Source organism: uncultured Draconibacterium sp. (assembly GCF_913063105.1).
Lineage (GTDB): Bacteria > Bacteroidota > Bacteroidia > Bacteroidales > Prolixibacteraceae > Draconibacterium.
The window spans coordinates 1-20576 of record NZ_CAJXYQ010000015.1 but is presented as its reverse complement, the minus strand read 5'-3'; the positions used below and the strand labels follow the sequence as shown (position 1 = coordinate 20576).

The window sequence follows — 20576 nt, the reverse complement described above, 5'->3', positions numbered from 1 at the left end:
AATATTAAATTCGTGAACCTACAAAATAGCTACTCGACTTAATTTGTTAAATTTGCAGCCTAATTTCAAGTAATAACAATGGAACTTAATACATTAACAGCGATTTCGCCTGTTGACGGCAGGTACAGTAACAAAGTAGAAGGACTGGGAAAATATTTTAGCGAATTTGCACTGATAAAATACCGCTTGCTTACCGAAGTGGAATATTTTATTGCACTTTGCGAACTGCCACTTCCCCAACTTGCCGATATTCCACAGCAAAAACTGGATCAGCTTCGTGAGCTGCACAAAAATTTTTCGATTGCGGATGCACAACGCATAAAGGATATTGAAAGTGTAACCAACCACGATGTTAAAGCTGTTGAGTATTTTATTAAAGAAGAATTTGACAAACTGGAATTGGGCAAATACAAAGAGTTTATTCATTTTGCCCTTACCTCGCAGGATGCCAACAATACCGCCATTCCAAAATCGATACAAGATGCTTTGGAGTTTGAGTACCACCCGGTTTTGCAGGAGCTAATTGAAAAATTACTAACCCTGGCAAACGAGTGGAAAGACATACCGATGCTGGCAAAAACACATGGACAGCCTGCTTCGCCAACCAAGGTTGGGAAAGAAATAAAAGTATTTATCGAGCGAATTATGGTGCAGTTGGTTCAGTTAAAATCGATTGCCATTGATGCTAAATTTGGTGGTGCAACAGGTAATTTTAATGCCCACCACGTTGCCTACCCCGATATTAACTGGGAAGCCTTTGCCAATAAATTTCTGAAAGATTACCTGGGACTGAATCGTTCGCAATTCACTACCCAAATTTCGCACTACGATAACCACAGTGCCATTTTTGATGGCTTAAAACGGATTAACAATATTATTCTTGATTTAGATCGCGACATCTGGACTTACATTTCGATGGGTTATTTCAAGCAAAAAATTAAAAAGGGCGAAGTAGGCTCGTCGGCCATGCCGCACAAAGTTAATCCTATTGATTTTGAAAACTCGGAAGGCAACATAGGAATTGCCAATGCCGGATTTGAGCAACTGGCACAAAAACTGCCGGTTTCGCGTTTGCAGCGCGACCTAACCGACTCAACCGTTACCCGTTTTATCGGTGTTCCGTTTGGGCATACCATTATTGCCATTAAATCAACCATTAAAGGTTTGAACAAATTGCTGATTAACACCGAGGCCATCGAAAAAGACCTGGAAGACAACTGGGCAGTGGTTGCCGAAGCTATTCAAACCATTTTACGTCGCGAGCTTTATCCAAATCCATACGAGGCCTTAAAAGACCTTACACGTAAAAACGAAGCAATTAACAAAGAAACGATACACAATTTTGTTGATGGTTTAGACGTTAGTGAAGAGGTAAAAGCAGAACTTAAAGCAATTACACCACAAAATTATACGGGAATATTCTAAAAACAGGAAATCACCTGAGTCGGCAAGCCATCTTCGGTCTTCCGTCTTCGGTCTTCCGTCTTTTTTCTCATGAAAGACTTTTTAAAACTCATGAAACGATTTGTTCCGCCCTACCGGTGGAAAATCGTCATGAACATTATTTACAATATTTTGGGTGCATTGTTTGGAACCTTTTCGTTTGCCATGCTTATTCCGGCACTCGATATTTTATTTAAAACCAAAGAGTTAGTAGCCAACAAAGTTGAATGGGCCTTAACTGCAGATTCCATTACCCACAATGTAAATTATTACATCAGTACATTTATCGCCCGGCATGGCGAACAGGATGCTTTGCTGCTAATTGGTTTAATTTTAGTTATTGCCACCCTTTTTAAGGTGGGTTTTACCTACCTGGCCGATTTTGTGTTAATTGCCTTGCGTAACGGGGTAGTCTTTGATATTCGATCGCTTATTTATAAGAAAATAATTGGCTTGCCACTGGGCTATTTCTCCGAAGAACGAAAAGGCGATATTATGGCCCGCATTACCAGCGACGTGCAGGAGGTGGAGAACTCCATTGCCAATTCGCTTGGCATGATGATAAAAAACCCAATTCTGATTATTGTATTCCTGAGTGTAATGATTTACATGAGCTGGTCGCTTACCTTGTTTGTGTTTATTATGTTGCCGGTTACCGGTTTAATTATCGGACGTATTGGCCGCAGCCTGAAACGCGTGTCAACCAAAGGCCAAAATAAACTGGGCGAAATTCTTTCTATTATTGAAGAAGACCTTTCGGGTTTACGCATCATTAAATCGTTTAATGCAGAAGAAAAGGCAATCAGACGCTTTCAAAACGAAAACCAGAATTACCGGTTAATTATGAACCGCCTGATGTGGCGACGCCACCTGGCACACCCGGCCAGCGAATTTCTGGGTACCATTGTTATTGTTATTGTTTTGTGGTATGGCGGTCGTATAATTCTTGGCGGAAACGACTCGTCGCTCTCCGCCTCGGAGTTTATTGGCTACATGGTATTTTTCTACGGTATTATTAATCCGGCCAAAGCATTTTCTACCGCACTTTACAGCGTTGAAAAAGGCCTGGCATCGATGCAACGAATTGACCATGTACTGGCTGCCGAACTAACAATTGTTGACAAAGCAGATGCAAAAGACATTGATTCGTTTAACCAAAACATTGTTTACCAGGATGTTAGTTTTGCATACGATAAAGCCAAAGTACTATCAAATGTTACCCTTACTATTCCGAAAGGAACAACGGTAGCACTGGTTGGATCGTCAGGAAGCGGAAAAACAACCATGGTAGATCTTTTGCCACGTTTTTGGGACATTAGCGCGGGCTCGATTCTGGTAGACGGAACCGATATTCGCGATCTGAAACTGAAGTCGCTGCGCAACCTGATTGGCAATGTTAACCAGGAACCCATTCTTTTTAACGACACCATACGAAACAACATCGCTTTTGGAGTTGAAAATGCCAGTGAAGAAGCCATTATACAGGCGGCAAAGATTGCTAATGCCCACGAGTTTATTCTGGCTACCGAAAATGGTTACGACACAAAAATTGGCGACCGTGGCGACAAATTATCAGGTGGACAAAAACAACGCCTGTCAATTGCCAGGGCCATTTTACGAAACCCACCCATTTTGATACTTGATGAAGCTACATCAGCATTGGATACTGAATCGGAGAAACTGGTTCAGGAAGCATTGGAAAACCTGATGAAAAACAGAACGTCGTTGGTAATTGCCCATCGCCTTTCAACCATAAAACATGCCGATTTAATCTGTGTACTTCATGAAGGGAAAATAGTGGAAAGCGGAACTCACCAGGAATTGATGGAATTAAACGGACGGTATAAGAAACTGCACGGCATGCAAATGTTTTAAGCCTGGCGCTTATGCATTAAAACATCTACAAGGTGAATGGTTTTTATGGGCAGTTTTTGTTTATCAATGTAGGCCTGCATATTCATCAGGCACGATGCTTCGGTTGAAACAATATACTCGGCTCCTGTTTGAAGTGCATGTTCCACCTTCTGCTCGGTCATTGCAGTAGAAATATGATGAAATTTGGCTGCAAAAGTACCACCAAAGCCGCAACAGGTATCCAGCTCATCCATTTCAATTAATTCCAGTCCCCGTACTTCTTTCAGCAGTTTTCGGGGTTCTTCGTTAATTCCGTATTCGCGCAAGCCTGCACACGAATCGTGAAAAGTTACTTTGTGATTAAAAACAGCACCAACATTGGTAACCTTCAAGTGATTTACCATAAAATCGGAGAACTCAAAAACGCGTTTTCTTATTTTATTGGTTTTATGTAACAGCTCCTCTTCTTCTTCAAACAATTTATGGTAATAATTTCGGATAAAACCGGTGCATGAAGCAGAAGGTGCTACCACAATATTTGCCATCTCGAAATCGGCAAGAAATTTTGAGGCCACTGTTTTGGCTTCTTTCCAATAGCCACTGTTAAAGGCCGGTTGCCCACAACAGGTTTGTTTCGGATTGTATTTTACATCACAACCCGTCTTTTTTAGCAGATTTACAAAGTTCAGGGCCGTATCGGGGTAAAACTGATCGATAAAACAAGGTATAAATACATCGATTTGCATGGACTCTAATTTGTGGTTAAAATAACACTATTCAATTGAATTATCCGATTTTGCCAAAAGAATAAAATAAAAAAGGCCTTACTTACGTAAGACCTTTGTGCTTTCAGCACGGGAGGAGAGACTCGAACTCCCGACACCTGGTTTTGGAGACCAGTGCTCTGCCAACTGAGCTACACCCGTGTTTCATTTTGCGAGTGCAAATATAGTAATTCAATTCAAATTACCTAAAACACTCCAATAAATTATTGCAAATATCCAGCTCTTTGCACTCTGCCCAAAAAATAAAGATGCAAATACTATAATGTGAAATAATTTCTTCGAAAAGACAAAAAGGCGTTTACATTTCTGTAAACGCCTTCTTTTCTGGTGAACCTGAAGGGACTCGAACCCCTAACCTCCTGATCCGTAGTCAGGTGCTCTATCCAATTAAGCTACAGGTCCAGAACGTGTTTGCTTTAAAAGCGGTGCAAATATAACGCTTATTTGATTAAAAACAAGCCTTAGCTGTATTTTTATCTGATTTCTTTTTATTCCCTTTATTCTTCACTTTTAATCCGTGTCTACATTCTTTGCTTATCAAGAATATTTTTCCATTTTATCCTCGATAGCTACATCCGTTTCAAAATTAACCTGAAGTTTTATATTGCTTAGCATCTTTTGTGTACCCGCTTTGGCACAAGCCTGGTGGATACTTTCCATCAGGGCTGGAAATTCATTATAAGAGTATTCCACAACCGTTTCGAAAGGACATACTTTATAACGAAAACCGCTCTTTTCGATGGCTTCAATAGCTTTATCTACCAAAGCATATTTATCCTTTCCTTCAGCTTCCGGCAACACCTGGATTGCCATATTTATCTTATTCGTTCTCCAATTCATCGTTATCCTGATTTTTTTTCTGATGGATCAATTGAATAATTTCGCCCCGCGACAAAATTTTAACATTGGTAATAACCATATCTTCACGCAAAAAGCCACCATACTGGTTACATTCTGAAATTACATTCTGAAAAACATTTTTAATTTCAGCTTTAATAGGCAACATTACCAGTGCTGATGAAAAACCTTCCATAAAATCCATCGATTCAAACTCGCCTTCATGCTTATTTAACTCAAATATTAATTCATCTTTAAGCAATTTTTGCTGTGTTTCTGTAAGCATTTCGTGTTCGCTCACCGATAAAAACACCACAAAGTAGCGTAGTTTCTGACCTTTTCCTCCCAGCCCGGTTGAAATGAATACCTGCTGTTCATCAAGCAACGAGCTATGCATTAGCATCCGGCTCTCCTGTAAGGCCAGCGTACCCCATTGTTTTAGGTCGCCGTCTACCTCTTCAACAAACTTTTCAAGTGTTCGATAGGCTTTTACATCATCGTACACAGCAATAGCCGTTAAAATCTCTTTTTTCCGTTCTTCATCCACCTCTTTATTAAAAAGCTCTTCCCGCGCCTCAAAACACTCTTCCGAGATATCTTTCTCTCGAAGCGTTTTGGTAAATTCAAAGTATTTCATCTGAATACCAACATCAATCCGCTCTTCCAGAATACTAAAATTCTCTGGCAAGTCATCCAAGGCTTTCTGAATGTTATTATAAAACTTATCTTCCTCCATATTTTCCTCCTTCTTCCGAACAAAAATAGCTACTTGTTGTAACTATGTAAAGAACAAATATATTTTATTTTTTATCATTGGAATTTAAATATCTTTGTACGCTTATTTTTATTTAAATTAAATTCAGAAAACAGGAACCGTGAAGTTAAGCGAGGCAAAAAATAATGAGCCTGTAGTTATTACTAAGGTTTTGGGACACGGATCGTTTCGGAAACGAATTACCGAAATGGGATTTATTAGGGGAAATGAGGTTAGGGCCTTGAAGAATGCTCCTTTTAATGGCCCCACTGAATATAAAATTCTGAATTACAATATTACACTGCGAAAATCGGAAGCAGAACAGATTGAGGTTATTCCGGCCGAAGAGTTTAAAAAAATACCTCCGGGCATTTTTGAAGGCACCATCGACCGAAATATCGATTTGGTAAACCAGTCGGAACGAACCCGGACAATTAACGTTGCGCTGGTTGGTAATCCAAACTGTGGAAAAACTACCCTTTTTAACTTTATCTCCGGCTCGAAAGAAAAAGTTGGCAACTACAGTGGGGTAACGGTTGACATTCATAAGGCAACCTTTAAATCGGGCAAATACACCTTCAATTTCTACGACCTTCCCGGCACTTACAGTCTAACAGCCTATTCGAAAGAAGAAATATTTGTACGTAAATTTATTTACGAGCAAACACCCGACATTGTAATTAATGTTCTGGACAGCACTAACCTCGAGCGAAGTTTGTTTTTAACTACGCAGTTAATCGACATGGATTTGCGTTGTATAATGGCATTAAACATGTTTGATGAACTGGAAAAAAACAAACTAAAACTCGACATCGACGAACTTGCCAAACTGGTTGGTATTCCGCTTATTCCAACGGTAAGTTCGAAAGGCCTGGGACTGGATAACCTGATTGATAAAGTTATCGAGGTATTTGAGGGCAAAGATACAATCTCGAGACACATTCATATCAATTACGGCAAAGACCTGGAGGAATCCATTAAAATTATTCGTCAGAAAATTAAAGAAGACAAACCAATAACCGATAAGATTTCTTCGCGGTTTTTGGCTATCAAACTCATCGAAAAAGATAACCAGGTAATTGAATTGCTATCGAAATATTCGAACTTTGAAGAAATACAGCGGGTTACCTTAAAAGAAATAAAAAAGATTGAGCTGTTGGAGAATGACGATAGCGAAACCGTTATTGCCAATGCAAAATACAGCTTTATTGCCGGTGCTTTACGCGAAACCTACAGCAATAAACAAAAGCAGAAAAAAACTACTTCTGAAAAAATAGACAGTGTTTTAACCAACAGATACCTGGGATTTCCAATTTTTACGGCATTGCTGTTTTTTATTTTCTGGACTACTTTTAAACTAGGTGCCTATCCGATGGACTGGATTGACATGGGCATTGTAGCCCTTGGAAACTTTGTGGGACAGATAATTCCGAACGGAATGCTTAACGATTTGTTGGTTGATGGAATAATAGGTGGAGCAGGAAGTGTATTGGTGTTTTTGCCAAATATTCTTATTCTTTTCTTTTTTATATCGCTACTTGAAGGTTCGGGCTACATGGCACGTGCCGCTTTTATAATGGACAACATTATGCACCGGTTTGGGCTGCATGGGCGCTCATTTATTCCAATGATTATGGGATTTGGATGCAATGTTCCGGCGATTTTGGCCACCCGTTCAATGCGTAACCGTGGCGACCGTCTTCTTACCATGCTTATTATTCCTTTTATGTCGTGCAGTGCACGTTTACCGGTATATATTCTCATTATTTCAGCCTTCTTTCAAAAATATGAAGCATGGGTATTGATTGGCATTTATGCCGTGGGTATTTTATTTGCATTTATTACTGCACAGGTACTTAACAAAACAGTGTTTAAAAATAAAGAAACTCCTTTTGTAATGGAGCTTCCTACATATCGTCTGCCAACTTTCAGAAATGTGGTGTACCATATGTGGGACAAAACCAAACATTATTTAAAAAAGATTGGCACCATTATTTTATTGGGTGTTATTATCGTTTGGGCGCTGGAGTATTTTCCGCGAACAACAAAACAAACAGCACAGTTTGAGCAGGAAATTGAACGGATAAAGATATCTGAATTAACCTCAGCTGAACGAGAAGCTGAAATAGCAGACCTGAATCATGCACTCGAATCAGACCGTTTGGTAAACTCATACCTTGGCCGCACCGGCAAATTTATCGAACCCCTTATGCGTCCGTTAGGATTTGACTGGAAAATGAGTATTTCAATTGTTGCCGGTTTACCAGCCAAAGAAATAGTGGTAAGTACAATGGGAGTTTTATACCAAACACAGGATGGAGAAGACACCATAAACCTGCAACGAAAGCTTCAAAACGAAACATTCCAAACAGGAAATAAAGTTGGGCAACCGGTATTTACAACACCTGCAGCGCTCGCATTTATTATATTTATTCTCCTTTATTTTCCTTGTATCGGTGTGGTAGCCACCATTAAAAATGAATCTGGCACGTGGAAATGGGCTGCATTTACCATTTTTTATACCACAGGTTTAGCCTGGCTTGCTGCTTTTGCCACTTACAATATTGGTCAATTATTTTTATAGCATGTTTCAGGAAATTCTGACATACCTGATTGTTGCTGTGGCCTTAATTTGGGCTGCATTAAAGATTTATCGTCGCTTTTTTAAACCTGCGAAAAAAAGTGGGAAAGTTGATTTCAGCAAAGACAAAATAGTGATGGCACACAACTGTTCAGAATGTAGCGCCAACAATTGTGCATTACGCGACATGCCCAAAAAGGTTATTGAAAAGAATATTGAACAGTGTAATTCAATGGCTGTTAAATCAGAGCGCTTTAAGTCCTGAAATTATTTCCTCCGGATTTTTATCATTAAAAACAAAGCTACCTGCAACAAGAACATTCGCACCAGCATCAATTAGCTTTTTCCCGGTTTCGAAGTTTACTCCTCCGTCAATTTCAATTTTACAATTCGGGTTTTTGCTATCAATTAGCGCGCGCAACTGGCTCACCTTTTTGTAGGTATTCTCTATAAACTGCTGACCGCCAAAACCGGGATTAACCGACATCAATAAAACCATATCCAAATCCTCGATTATATCCTCTAATACAGCCACCGGTGTATGAGGATTCAGACTTACACTTGCCTCCATACCAAACGATTTAATCAACTGAATAGTACGGTGTAAATGCGGACAAGCCTCGTAATGCACGGTTAAAATTGACGCTCCGGCTTTAAAAAATGGTTCAATAAAATGATCCGGATTTACGATCATCAGGTGCACATCCAAAGGTTTTTGGGCAATTTTATTTACATGTTGTATCACCGGAAGGCCGAATGAAATATTTGGGACAAAAACACCATCCATTACATCAAAGTGAATCAGGTCTGCCTCACTTCGGTTAATCATTTCAATGTCCTTTCCTAAATGGTTAAAATCAGCTGATAGAATTGAGGGTGCTACTAACGCGCTCATAAAAGTTTAATTTATTTACCCAGGTACGACTTTAATAACCTGTTTCGGTACTGGTTTTTGAGTTTTTTTATTGCCTTTTCTTTGATCTGCCGAACGCGCTCGCGGGTGAGTCCGAATGCGTCACCAATTTCTTCTAATGTATGTGGCTGGTAACCCTTTAATCCAAAATAATACCTCAGAATTTCGGCTTCACGCTCTCCAAGTGTCGATAATGACCGCTCTATTTCGTGCCGTAACGAACCATCCATCAGGTCGCCATCCGGATCAGGTGAATCCTCGTTGAGCATCACGTCATATAGATTGTTCCCTTCTTCCTCACGCAAAGGTGCGTCCATTGAAACATGCACGCTCGAAAAATTCAACGCATCTTCAATCAGGTCGGGCTTAGACTCCATCAGTTCGGCAACCTCGTCAATAGTTGGTTCGCGCTGAAACTCCTGCTCCAGTTTATTAAAGGCTTTATTTATTTTATTAATCGAACCAATTTTGTTGAGGGGTAAACGCACAATCCGGGCTTGCTCTGCCAAAGCTTGCAGGATAGATTGACGAATCCACCAAACGGCGTAAGAGATAAACTTAAAACCTCGCGTTTCATCAAAACGTTCAGCAGCTTTTATTAAGCCTAAATTTCCTTCATTTATGAGGTCAGGCAAAGTGAGGCCCTGGTTTTGGTATTGTTTTGAAACGGAAACAACGAATCTTAAATTCGCTTTTATGAGTGTTTCTAAAGCTTCACGATCTCCTTTTTTAATGCGTTTGGCCAGCTCTACTTCTTTTTCCGCCGACAACAACTCAACCTTGCCAATTTCATGCAGGTACTTATCCAGCGAGAGGGTGTCGCGGTTGGTTACCTGTTTGGTAATTTTTAGTTGTCTCATAATATTTTCATGTTAACATTAAGTGCCGAAAGTAATACTTTCTATTATAATATTACTTTCCGGGGCTAAAAGTAATACTCTATTTTAATTAATCTATGGTTTATTTTTGTTCATCAGTTATTAAAACACTAAAAATTGCCTTTCAGTTCATTCATTTTCTGCTATTTAGAATGACTGCGCGAGTAGAAAAGTTTTAAAATCATCGTAATTTCCTGACATTTGCTCACTTTTCTTTTTCCCTTTCATAAAAGCAGCCAGCTTTTCGGGCAATATTACTTTCCCTTTACCAATCACATTTTCAACGGTTTCAGTGAATTTTGCCGGATGAGCAGTTTCTAAAAAAACGCCCACTTCATTTTCCGTCAAATAATCCGTTAACGACTGATATCCACATGCTCCGTGAGGATCGCACAAATAATCTGATTCTGAATAAACCTGCGAAATTATTGTTCTAATCTCCTTATCAGAATAACGATAGCCTTTAATCTTACCGGCAATTACCGAATGCTCTTTTTTATACAGATCAAGAATTCGGGCGAAGTTGCTTGGAGCGCCAACATCCATGGCGTTGGCAATGGTTTCTACTGATGGACGCGGCTTGTATTCGCCGGTTTTAAGGTATTCAAAAACAACATCGTTTTCGTTGTTGGCAGCAATAAATTGCTTGACCGGCAAACCCATTTCCGCTGCAATTAATCCTGCGGTAAGGTTTCCAAAATTTCCACTGGGTACCGAAATCACTAGTTCTTTATTATCCAGCTTTCCTTTTTCTTTTAGCCTGGCGTATGCATTAAAATAATAAAATGCCTGCGGCAGAAAACGCGCAACATTAATTGAATTGGCAGAGGTTAAAACCAGTTGTTTATTCAGTTCTTCATCAAGAAAAGCAGTTTTAACCAGGTGTTGGCAATCATCAAAAGTCCCTTCAACCTCGAGGGCTGTAATATTTTGCCCGAGAGTTGTAAACTGTGATTCCTGGATGTTGCTGACTTTTCCTTTTGGGTAGAGCACATATACATGTATTCCATCAACACCCAAAAAGCCATTTGCCACAGCACTTCCGGTATCTCCGGAAGTTGCAACCAGTACATTTACCAGTTTTTCCTGTTTCCCCAGAAAATAATTTAGCAAACGAGCCATAAAGCGCGCGCCTACATCCTTAAAAGCTAGCGTTGGACCATGAAACAATTCAAGCGAATAAATCGATTCTGTTACCTCAACTACCGGGCAATCAAACTGCAGGGTGTCGTATACAATTTCTTTGAGTTTTGCTTCTGCTATATCTTCTCCAAAAAATTTTGTGGCAACCTCAAAAGCAATTTCCTGAAACGACAAGTGCTGAATTTCAGCAAAAAAGGCAGGTTCAAACTTTTTTATCTGCTCGGGCATAAACAGACCGTTATCGGCAGCAAGTCCTTTTACAACTGCTTCTTTTAACGATACATCCGAGGTATTTCTATTGGTACTGTAGTATTTCATTGTAAGACACAAAATTAGAGTTTTGCTTAAAACGCCCGATTATGGCAGCACGAAAAACATGACATATATCAGAAACTTAACAAGTAAAGAATAGTTTCAGTGCGCTAAAAATGCTATTTATTTTTTCAAGAACAAGCGAATAAACTCATCTCCCTGCAGCGTTCCGTGCATTCCTTTTCGGGTGTCGAACTCATCGTACACCTCAACCGCATCGGCTTGCATTCCGGGTTGATAAATGGTAAATGGTACCGCATCGCGGGTATGCGTTTTTAATGCACATGGCGTTGGATGATCGGGCAGAATGGCAATTGCAACGTTTTCCTCCATTTTTGCGGTTTCTTCAATAATATATTTCACCACTCGCTGATCGAGGTATTCAATCGTTTTTGTTTTCAGCTCCACATCGCCCTCGTGTCCGGCTTCGTCGCTCGCCTCGATGTGCAGATACACAAAATCATTTTCTTTTAAGGCCTCAACAGCAGCCTGCGCTTTTCCTTCGTAGTTGGTATCGTAAAGTCCGGTTGCACCTTCCACATGAATTACTTTCATTCCGGCATAAACTCCTATTCCATGAATGAGATCGACGGCAGAAATTACGGCAGCGCTGGCAATTCCATACATTTCTTTTAGCGTTGGCATGGCGGGTTTGTAGCCCGGCGACCAGGGCCAGATGCTGTTACCCGGATCTTTTCCGGCCGCTTTTCGCTTCAGGTTTACCGGATGATTTTCAAGCAATTCCTGCGATTTTAGAATTAAATCGGTAATCAATTCAGCCGTTTCTTTGGCAGCCTCTGTTTTTGTTTGAGGCAGGCACGAGGCAAAAGATGTTCCGGGCACATCGTGCGGAGGAGTACAGGCAAAATCCTTCACCCCCCGTTTTATTACTAAAAGATGCCGGTACGAAACTCCTGGATAGAATTTTACTTTATCATTCCCCAGTTTTTCATCGAGAAACTCTATGAGTTCGGCAGCCTCGTCGTTGGAGATATGCCCTGCCGAGTGATTTTTAATTTTCTCATCTTCAATACAAATGAGGTTACAGCGTAAACCCAAATCGCCGGGTTGTAATTCAACGCCCATACTTGCCGCTTCCAATACGCCCCGTCCTTCAAAAACCTTTTCAACATCGTAACCCAAAACGGCCATGTTTGCAATTTCGCTTCCCGGATGCATCGACTCGGGTACTGTTTTTAACAAACCCGACTGGCCATTTTTTGCCAACCAGTCGATATGTGGTTTATTGGCCATTTGTAGCGGAGTTTTACCGCCGTATGCTGCTATCGGCTCGTCGGACATACCGTCGCCAAGAATTATTATGTGTTTCATTTTGTTCAGAAAATAGTAGAAGATCCACTCCATGATGAGAGCCATTGGTAAATGATCTTCAATGTTTTTTATTCGTATTTATATGAATGCTTTTAACAGCATTTTTGTTCTATATATTCGACACTTTAATTAAATCGGCAAAAACACCGGCGGCAGTTACTGAAGCCCCTGCCCCATAGCCTTTAATCAGCATCGGAAATTCGTGGTAACGCTCGGTGGTATACATCACCAGGTTATTGCTTCCTTCCAAATCATAAAACGGATGTGTTGCATCCACTTCCTGCAAACCGGCTTCTGCCTTCCCATTTTCGAAGCGGGCAACAAAACGCCATTTTTTATTTTCAGCTTCCAGTCTTTTTCGTTCTGTTTCAAATTTTTCATCCAAATTCGAAACACCGGCCCAAAATTCATCGATGCTTCCTGCAAACAACTCTTCCGGAACAAATCGGTTAATGGCAATGTCATCCATTTCAATTCGGTAACCTGATTCCCTGGCCAGTATCAGAATTTTACGGGCCACATCAACGCCGCTCAAATCAACACGTGGGTCAGGTTCAGAGTAACCTTCTTCCTTCGCCATTTGTATGGTTTTACTCAACGGAATAGTTTCCGAAATGGTATTGAAAATATAGTTAAGCGTGCCTGAAAGAACGGCTTCAATCCGTAATACCTTGTCGCCCGAATTTACCAGATCGTTCAAGGTATTGATAATGGGTAAACCGGCCCCCACGTTGGTTTCAAACAGGAACTTCACGCCTTTCTTTTTCGCTATTTTTTTAAGCTCGGCATAATTGTCGAATTCCGACGATGCGGCAACTTTATTAGCTGTTACAATTGAGATATTCGAACTTAGCACATCTTTATAAAGGGCTGCAACAGCATCCGAAGCGGTGCAATCAACAAAAACCGAATTGTAAATATTCATTTTCTTAATCTCTTCAACAAAGCCTTGAAGTGACGATTGCTGCTCTGACGCATCGAGTTGAGCCATAAATGTTTCAATATCAATTCCATCACGATCAAACAGCATTTTCTTGGAATTAGCTATCCCCGTTAGCTTTAAGCGCAAATGTTTCTCCTTTAGAAGTCGTTGCTGTTGCTGCTTTACCTGGTCGAGCAAATTACCGCCCACAGTACCAATTCCCATTAAAAAGATATTCAACTCCACATTCTCCGACAGGAAGAACGATTCGTGCACCACATTCAACGTTTTTCGCAAGTCATCGTTTTTAACTACCCACGAAATATTTAACTCCGAAGCTCCCTGGGCAATAGCAATAATATTTACACCACTTTTGCCCATAGTAGAAAAAAGCTTGCCGGCAATACCTGTGGTATGTTTCATATTTTCGCCAACAATAGCCACTACCGAAACTCCTTTTTCGAGTTCTATTTTATTGACCTGGCCACCAACTATTTCTTTTTCAAATTCTTCACGAATAGCAGCTTCTGCCAAATCGAGGGCCTTTTCTTCAATGGCCACGCTTATGGAGTTTTCTGAGGAAGCTTGCGAAATAAGGATAACATTGACATTTACTTTTGCCAATGCTGTAAACAACCGCATGGAAATTCCGGTTACTCCAACCATACCAATACCCTGAAGCGTTACAAGGGTTATTCCCGAGATAGACGAAATACCTTTAATGGGACGATCAAAACCATTTTTAACCCCTTTTACGATTTTGGTTCCCGGATTTTCAGGATCAAAAGTGTTTTTAATTTGAATTGGAATTCCTTTTTGATAAACGGGAAGGATAGTAGGCGGGTAAATAACTTTGGCACCAAAATGCGAGAGCTCCATAGCTTCAGAATAAGTAAGCTCCGGAATAGTGTATGCTTTTCGAATTACCCGGGGATCGGCAGTCATAAAACCATTTACATCTGTCCATATTTCCAGTATTTCCACATCAAGCGCTGCAGCAATAATTGCCGCAGTAAAATCGGAACCTCCACGCCCAAGTGTTGTAAACTCACCTTTACTGTTTTTCGAAATAAACCCCGGAACAATTGCAACCCCCTTATGGTTCGCAAAGGCTTCGTTTATTAACTGCCTGGTAACGGCAAAATCAACTGTAGCTTTTCCGAAATTACTATCGGTTTGTATAAAGGCCGATGAATCTTTACGCTGACAGCCAATATATTCGGCAACAATGTGCGAAGAAATCCGTTCGCCCAAACCTACAATCCGATCAAGTGTTTTAGCTGTTAACTCGCCAACAAGTGTAATACCGGTAAGCAGTTTTTCCAGTTCATCAAGCAGTTCCTCAACAATGTATTTTATCGATCCTGAACCATTAAAAAGCTCGGTCAGTGTTTCTTCGTGTTTTTGTTTTATTTCCGTAAGTTCCGTATGAAAGTTTCCTGTACCAGAGGCAGCATTATGCGCTGCCGTAAGAATTTTATCGGTTACACCACCAAGGGCAGATACTACTACAATTACATCATCATTCTGGTTAAGTACAATGTCTTTTACACGTTTAATGTTTGCGGCCGAACCTACGGATGTTCCGCCAAACTTTAACACTTTCATACACGTTTTTTTATCAATTTATATTTGAAATGCTTACGGTAATACCATAAGCTGTCTTATAAAAAAACCGGATGAATCGACAGAATCAATTCACCCGGTATATTCTGTCTATATCAGTTTTTTTTATTCTGTGGTTGTGGTTCCGGTAATTGCCTCAATAATTTTCGTTTCCAATTCCTGAGCAAGCTCCGGATTGTCAACAATCAAATTACGCACTGTTTCGCGTCCCTGCCCTAGTTTTGTATCGCCATAGCTAAACCACGACCCACTTTTTTTAATAATGTTATACTGCACACCCAAATCGATTATTTCGCCTGACTTGGAAATTCCTTCGCCATACATAATATCAAATTCGGCTTTACGAAAAGGAGGGGCTACTTTATTTTTCACCACCTTAACGCGCACGTGGTTACCGTTAACTTCATCGCCATCTTTAATCTGGCCAATTCGACGAATATCCAAACGTACTGATGAATAGAACTTTAGCGCATTACCACCTGTTGTTGTTTCCGGGTTACCGAACATTACGCCAATTTTTTCGCGTAACTGGTTAATAAATATGCAACATGTTTTTGTTTTGTTGATATTGGCGGTAAGTTTACGTAATGCCTGCGACATTAAGCGCGCCTGCAAGCCCATTTTTGAATCACCCATTTCGCCTTCAAGTTCGGCTTTAGGCGTAAGTGCAGCAACCGAGTCGATAACCACAATATCCAGAGCTCCTGAACGAATCAGGTTATCAGCAATTTCCAGAGCTTGCTCACCATTATCGGGCTGCGAAATTAACAACTCTTCAATATCAACACCCAGTTTACGGGCATAATACGGATCGAAGGCATGCTCGGCATCAATTATTGCGGCAATACCACCGGCTTTCTGTGCCTCGGCAACCGCATGTATTGCCAGGGTTGTTTTTCCGGATGATTCAGGGCCGTAAATTTCAACAATCCGGCCTTTTGGGAAACCGCCAACTCCTAAAGCAACATCAAGAGCAATGGAGCCCGACGAAATAGCCGGAATATCTTCATCTCCCTGGTCGCCCATTCGCATAATAGAGCCTTTACCGTAGCTCTTTTCAATTTTATCCATGGTAAGCTGAAGTGCTTTCAGCTTTTCTTTGTTCATCTGACTTCTTTCTTCTTTAGTCATGTTCAGTTAGGTTAAAGATTTAAAGTTTCAATTATTTGGTTGGTGTGATCTTTTGTTTTTACTTTTTCAAAAATTTCAACAATTACACCTTCTTCATCAAGTACGAAGGTTTTACGCAAAACGCCCATGTATTCTTTGCCATACATTTTTTTAAGCCCCCAGGCTCCATAGGCCTGTAAAATTTCTTTTTCAGTATCGGCAATCAGGTTAAACTTAAAGCCAAATTTTTCAATGAATTTCTGGTGCGACTTTTCACTATCGGGGCTAACGCCTACCACATCAAAACCTTTCTTTAACCAGGCGTCGTAATTGTCGTTTAAATTACACGATTCGGCGGTGCATCCCGGGGTATTATCTTTTGGATAGAAATACAGAATTAGCTTTTTTCCGGCAAAATCCTTCAGGGAAATCTTCTCTCCGTTTTGATTTACACCTTCAAATTCAGGCGCCTTATCTCCAACTTTTAAATTAGCCATGTCCTCTAAATTATTCAATTGTACAAATATAGTTTAATAAATGATAAATCTCAGTTACAATGTTCATCTTAGCCCCCACTTCAGTATAATTTAATCTCCAACAAAATACATTTTTTGTAAATTTACGTGCAGAAAAAACAACAGGTTTTACTATGACATATACAAAGGCTATTGCACCAATAACAATATTGTTCATTTTTTTGTTTTCAGCTGGTTTTGTTTCAGCAATTAATCAGGAAAATCCGCTTGCGCAAGCCATACGGTTATTTGATAACGGCAAGTTCGAAGAGGCCGAAATAATTCTAAAAAAATTATTAGACGAAAAACCTGACCACCTGATGGTTAATTATTATTACGGCGCCTGCCGAACCGAAAATGGCCATTACGATACCAATGAAATTATTTATTTATTAAACGGCAGCCTTGGCGAATCGCCACTAAAAACCGATTACTACATTGCGGTACAATACCATGCAAAAAACAGATGGGATGATGCGCTAAAATATTACAAGCTTTTTGGCAGCAAAGCCGATGCTGCAATACAAAATGAAGTTCAGCTGAAGGAAAAAATACAACTCTGTACAAACAAAATTAATCCTTTTGCTCCTGCCGAGGATCGCGAAGAGGAAACAGCAAGCGAAACAGACATACTCCCCACGGCAGTGCCACGCGAAACCCAAGCCGAAAATTTTTCTCCGGTTATTGACGAAAAGCTTGTTACCGGCGAATTACTGAGCCAGCCCGACTCTGTCGCTTTAAGCGATTCGATTAGCTCTGATTCATTGTTAACAGCTGATTTAAATACAAACAGTGTTGCTCCTACCGTAGAAAACGGCATAATAATACCGGCAAAATTGGCTGAACCCATTAATTTTGTAGTAAACACTGAAATTACTTATCCCGACACAACGTTTTTTAAAACACCAAAAGGATTAAAAGTATATCTTGAAGGACAAGAAAAACAAAAGCACCTGGAACAAACTATAAATGAAACGGATGAGCTTCGCAAAAAATACGGGGCGAGTAACTCGTACAGCGAAAAACAATTATTGGGAAAACAGATTCTTGATGCCGAAACTACTATTTACCAGTTACGCGAAGAAACAGCTGCATTGTTACTTGAAGCCCAGCAAGAGGAAAACTCGTACTGGCAAAATGCCACAAGCGACGAAAAACATTCTTTCAGAATGGAGGTTAATGATTTTTATGAACTTTTCGAGCAACAAAAGTCTTCTGCAAAACCAGACACCGTACTGCTTATAAGCCCGTCAGTTCTTCCTGCAGAAGCTGTTATTCCGACTGAAAACAATACGGAAAACACCAGCGATCTTGTGTACAAAATTCAGTTAGGCGCATACAGTCGCGGATTACCTGCCTATGTAAAACGATTATTCGACAAGTTATCTTATATTCGTAAAATAGAGCATTACACCGACGAAAAAGGCATTGTTGTATATACCACCGGAAACCTTACCAATTATAACGATGCCTTAAAAATGCAAGAGCAGGTGCGACAAGAAGGTGTAGAAGATGCCTTTGTAGTACCTTATTTTAACGGAAAAAGAATAACTTTGAGTGAAGCAAAAGAAATTGAGAACGACAAATGACGCAGAAAGAGACAAAAAAAATTCCGAGGGGGGATTTCACAGAAGAAGTTGTTGAAGAGAATTTCCTGACATTGCATAACGATGATGTGCATACCTTTGACTATGTTATTGATGCTTTAATCGCCATTTGCGACCACGGTTACGAACAGGCCACGCAATGTACCTTTCTTGTTCATTACAAGGGAAAATGCGATGTAAAAAAAGGTTCGTTTGAAGCACTAAAACCAATGAAAGACGCACTGATTGAACGCAAATTAAACGCAACCATAGATTAATGATATGAGCATTCTTGCCATTATTTTACTTATTCTGTTAGGGCTGGTACTGCTCCTCATCGAATTTGCAGTAATACCCGGAGTGACAATTGCCGGAATAGGAGGATTTTTATTGCTGGGAGGAGCTGTTTACGTAGCATTTGCAGAATACGGAACGCTTCCGGGATTTATCACGCTGGCCCTTGTACTAATTCTGGCACCGGCGCTGGTTTATTACTTTTTCAAATCGCGCACCGGAAAGAAGATGATTTTGGAAAAAAATATTTCTGGAAAAGTAGATCTTATTAACCGCGAAAAGGTTTTTGTTGGAGATACCGGTAAAGCTATTGGCAGATTGGCACCTATGGGCAAGGTAAAAGTTAATGGAGAAATCATTGAAGCACAATCAACAGGAGCATTTATCGACCACAACACCGAAATAAAAGTTTTAAAAATAGAATCGAATAAAATTATTGTTGAACCTTTAAATAAATAAAAAATGGTAGAAGCAGCAGGCACCTGGGGATTAATTGTTGGATCAATTGTATTACTATTTATTATCCTTTATTTTATCCCTATCGGATTATGGTTTTCGGCCCTGGTATCGGGAGTTCGAATCTCGCTTATTCAGCTCTTTTTAATGCGTTTCAGAAAAGTACCTCCGGGTATTATTGTTCGGGCTTTAATTGAAGGAACCAAAGCTGATGTTCCCTTGAGTCGTGATGCACTGGAAGCGCACTATCTTGCCGGAGGACACGTTGCCAACGTTGTACATGCTCTTGTTTCGGCATCAAAAGCCAATATTGAACTGCCATTTAATATGGCAACGGCAATCGACCTTGCCGGTCGCGATGTTTTTGAGGCTGTGCAAATGTCGGTAAACCCGAAAGTAATTAACACACCGCCGGTAACTGCAGTAGCCAAAGATGGTATTCAGCTAATTGCCAAGGCGCGGGTTACTGTAAGAGCAAGCATTAAACAACTGGTTGGTGGTGCAGGCGAAGAAACGGTACTCGCCCGTGTAGGTGAAGGAATTGTATCTTCAATAGGATCATCGCACTCGCACAAAGCCGTGTTGGAAAATCCCGATTTTATTTCGCGGGTAGTTTTAGAAAAAGGGCTTGACGCAGGAACAGCATTTGAAATTCTCTCAATTGATATCGCTGATATCGACATTGGCAAAAACATTGGGGCAGTACTTCAGATCGATCAGGCTGAAGCAGATAAGAACATTGCCCAGGCAAAAGCAGAAGAACGCCGTGCGATGGCCATTGCGCTGGAGCAGGAGATGATTGCAAAGGCACAGGAAGCCCGAGCCAAAGTTATTGAAGCTGAAGTGCAGGTACCACTTGCTATTTCAGAAGCTTTTAGAACCGGCAACCTGGGCGTAATGGATTACATGAAATACAAAAACATTATGGCCGACACTTCCATGCGAGAATCAATTGCTGATGAAGATGGAAAAAGCAAGGAAAACGAATAAAGCTTAACGTACAATCTACTAAAAGCCCGTTATCAAAAGTAACAGGCTTTTTTTTGCCAGAATCTGGTTTGTTAAGACTATCTTAAAACATGCTACAAAACATACCTTTTAACATTAGATTAACGCCCAAAATCAAAAACCACCCTATCTTCGCAGCATAAGTTTTAATTCATAAGTTTAGGTTTGATTAGTTTTATTGGTTTAGTTAGTGAAAAGGATGGGTGTTGACCCGTCCTTTTTTTATT

The 20576-nt window shown here is 40.3% G+C and carries 18 protein-coding genes and 2 tRNA genes; 8 read left to right on the top strand and 12 right to left on the bottom strand.

The features are described from left to right. Positions 1-78 precede the first annotated feature (78 nt). Together purB and QZ574_RS14070 are read left to right on the top strand one after the other, a co-directional pair. Positions 79-1425, top strand: coding sequence for an adenylosuccinate lyase (gene purB / locus QZ574_RS14075; RefSeq protein WP_297090589.1), 1347 nt, complete (start codon positions 79-81; stop codon positions 1423-1425). Between the two features lie 90 nt (positions 1426-1515). After that, positions 1516-3318: an ABC transporter ATP-binding protein gene (locus QZ574_RS14070; RefSeq protein WP_297090587.1), complete on the top strand. Its 1803-nt coding sequence runs from the start codon at positions 1516-1518 to the stop codon at positions 3316-3318. Here the strand turns inward: QZ574_RS14070 and QZ574_RS14065 are convergent. The 5 genes from QZ574_RS14065 to QZ574_RS14045 all read right to left on the bottom strand — a co-directional run bounded on the left by QZ574_RS14065 (position 3315) and on the right by QZ574_RS14045 (position 5655). Continuing rightward, entirely contained in the window at positions 3315-4043 is a 729-nt protein-coding gene (locus tag QZ574_RS14065; RefSeq protein WP_297090585.1) for a (Fe-S)-binding protein, read from the bottom strand. The genes QZ574_RS14070 and QZ574_RS14065 overlap by 4 nt on opposite strands. 107 nt (positions 4044-4150) lie before the next feature. Then, positions 4151-4223: transfer RNA gene (locus QZ574_RS14060), tRNA-Trp, on the bottom strand. A gap of 184 nt (positions 4224-4407) precedes the next feature. Beyond that, positions 4408-4484, bottom strand: a tRNA-Arg gene (locus QZ574_RS14055). A gap of 135 nt (positions 4485-4619) precedes the next feature. Beyond that, positions 4620-4922, bottom strand: a complete 303-nt coding sequence (locus QZ574_RS14050) for a thiamine-binding protein (protein ID WP_297090583.1) — start codon at positions 4920-4922, stop codon at positions 4620-4622. Next, entirely contained in the window at positions 4903-5655 is a 753-nt protein-coding gene (locus QZ574_RS14045; protein WP_297090581.1) for a hypothetical protein, read from the bottom strand. The genes QZ574_RS14050 and QZ574_RS14045 overlap by 20 nt, the downstream gene beginning before the upstream one ends. A gap of 139 nt (positions 5656-5794) precedes the next feature. On the opposite strand from QZ574_RS14045, the gene feoB reads away from it, so the two are divergent. Together feoB and QZ574_RS14035 are read left to right on the top strand one after the other, a co-directional pair. Beyond that, positions 5795-8257 (top strand): ferrous iron transport protein B, encoded by a 2463-nt coding sequence (gene feoB / locus QZ574_RS14040; protein WP_297090579.1) that lies wholly within the window; start codon positions 5795-5797, stop codon positions 8255-8257. A gap of 1 nt (position 8258) precedes the next feature. After that, on the top strand, positions 8259-8519 hold the full coding sequence (locus tag QZ574_RS14035) for a hypothetical protein (protein ID WP_297090578.1): 261 nt from the start codon (positions 8259-8261) through the stop codon (positions 8517-8519). Here the strand turns inward: QZ574_RS14035 and rpe are convergent. From rpe to bcp, 7 genes are all read right to left on the bottom strand, one after another. Further along, positions 8499-9149 carry a ribulose-phosphate 3-epimerase gene (rpe, locus tag QZ574_RS14030; RefSeq protein ID WP_297090576.1) on the bottom strand — a complete coding sequence of 217 codons (651 nt, stop codon included), beginning with the start codon at positions 9147-9149 and terminating at the stop codon, positions 8499-8501. The genes QZ574_RS14035 and rpe overlap by 21 nt on opposite strands. 11 nt (positions 9150-9160) lie before the next feature. Continuing rightward, on the bottom strand, positions 9161-10027 hold the full coding sequence (locus tag QZ574_RS14025; protein ID WP_297090574.1) for an RNA polymerase sigma factor RpoD/SigA: 867 nt from the start codon (positions 10025-10027) through the stop codon (positions 9161-9163). Positions 10028-10192: 165 nt separating this feature from the next. After that, entirely contained in the window at positions 10193-11506 is a 1314-nt protein-coding gene (gene thrC, locus QZ574_RS14020) for a threonine synthase (protein ID WP_297090572.1), read from the bottom strand. A 117-nt stretch (positions 11507-11623) separates the two neighbouring features. Next, positions 11624-12832 (bottom strand): cofactor-independent phosphoglycerate mutase, encoded by a 1209-nt coding sequence (locus QZ574_RS14015; RefSeq protein ID WP_297090570.1) that lies wholly within the window; start codon positions 12830-12832, stop codon positions 11624-11626. A 109-nt stretch (positions 12833-12941) separates the two neighbouring features. Next, positions 12942-15362: a bifunctional aspartate kinase/homoserine dehydrogenase I gene (gene thrA / locus QZ574_RS14010; RefSeq protein WP_297090568.1), complete on the bottom strand. Its 2421-nt coding sequence runs from the start codon at positions 15360-15362 to the stop codon at positions 12942-12944. Positions 15363-15485: 123 nt separating this feature from the next. Then, positions 15486-16511 carry a recombinase RecA gene (gene recA, locus QZ574_RS14005; protein WP_297090566.1) on the bottom strand — a complete coding sequence of 342 codons (1026 nt, stop codon included), beginning with the start codon at positions 16509-16511 and terminating at the stop codon, positions 15486-15488. 11 nt (positions 16512-16522) lie between these two features. Further along, positions 16523-16987 (bottom strand): thioredoxin-dependent thiol peroxidase, encoded by a 465-nt coding sequence (bcp, locus tag QZ574_RS14000; RefSeq protein ID WP_297090564.1) that lies wholly within the window; start codon positions 16985-16987, stop codon positions 16523-16525. A 152-nt stretch (positions 16988-17139) separates the two neighbouring features. Between bcp and QZ574_RS13995 the strand changes: the two genes are divergently transcribed. Genes QZ574_RS13995 through floA form a run of 4 tightly spaced genes read left to right on the top strand, consistent with a single transcriptional unit; the run spans position 17140 to position 20331 of the window. Then, the gene (locus QZ574_RS13995; protein ID WP_297090561.1) at positions 17140-18594 is read left to right on the top strand and encodes an SPOR domain-containing protein; all 1455 of its coding nucleotides are present in this window, start codon (positions 17140-17142) and stop codon (positions 18592-18594) included. Next, entirely contained in the window at positions 18591-18869 is a 279-nt protein-coding gene (locus QZ574_RS13990; RefSeq protein WP_297090559.1) for an ATP-dependent Clp protease adaptor ClpS, read from the top strand. Before QZ574_RS13995 ends, QZ574_RS13990 begins: the two co-directional genes overlap by 4 nt. A gap of 4 nt (positions 18870-18873) precedes the next feature. Next, positions 18874-19344 (top strand): NfeD family protein, encoded by a 471-nt coding sequence (locus QZ574_RS13985; protein WP_297090557.1) that lies wholly within the window; start codon positions 18874-18876, stop codon positions 19342-19344. A 3-nt stretch (positions 19345-19347) separates the two neighbouring features. After that, a complete protein-coding gene (gene floA / locus QZ574_RS13980) occupies positions 19348-20331 on the top strand; it encodes a flotillin-like protein FloA (RefSeq protein ID WP_297090555.1) in 984 nt (327 codons plus the stop codon). The last annotated feature ends 245 nt before the right edge of the window (positions 20332-20576 follow it).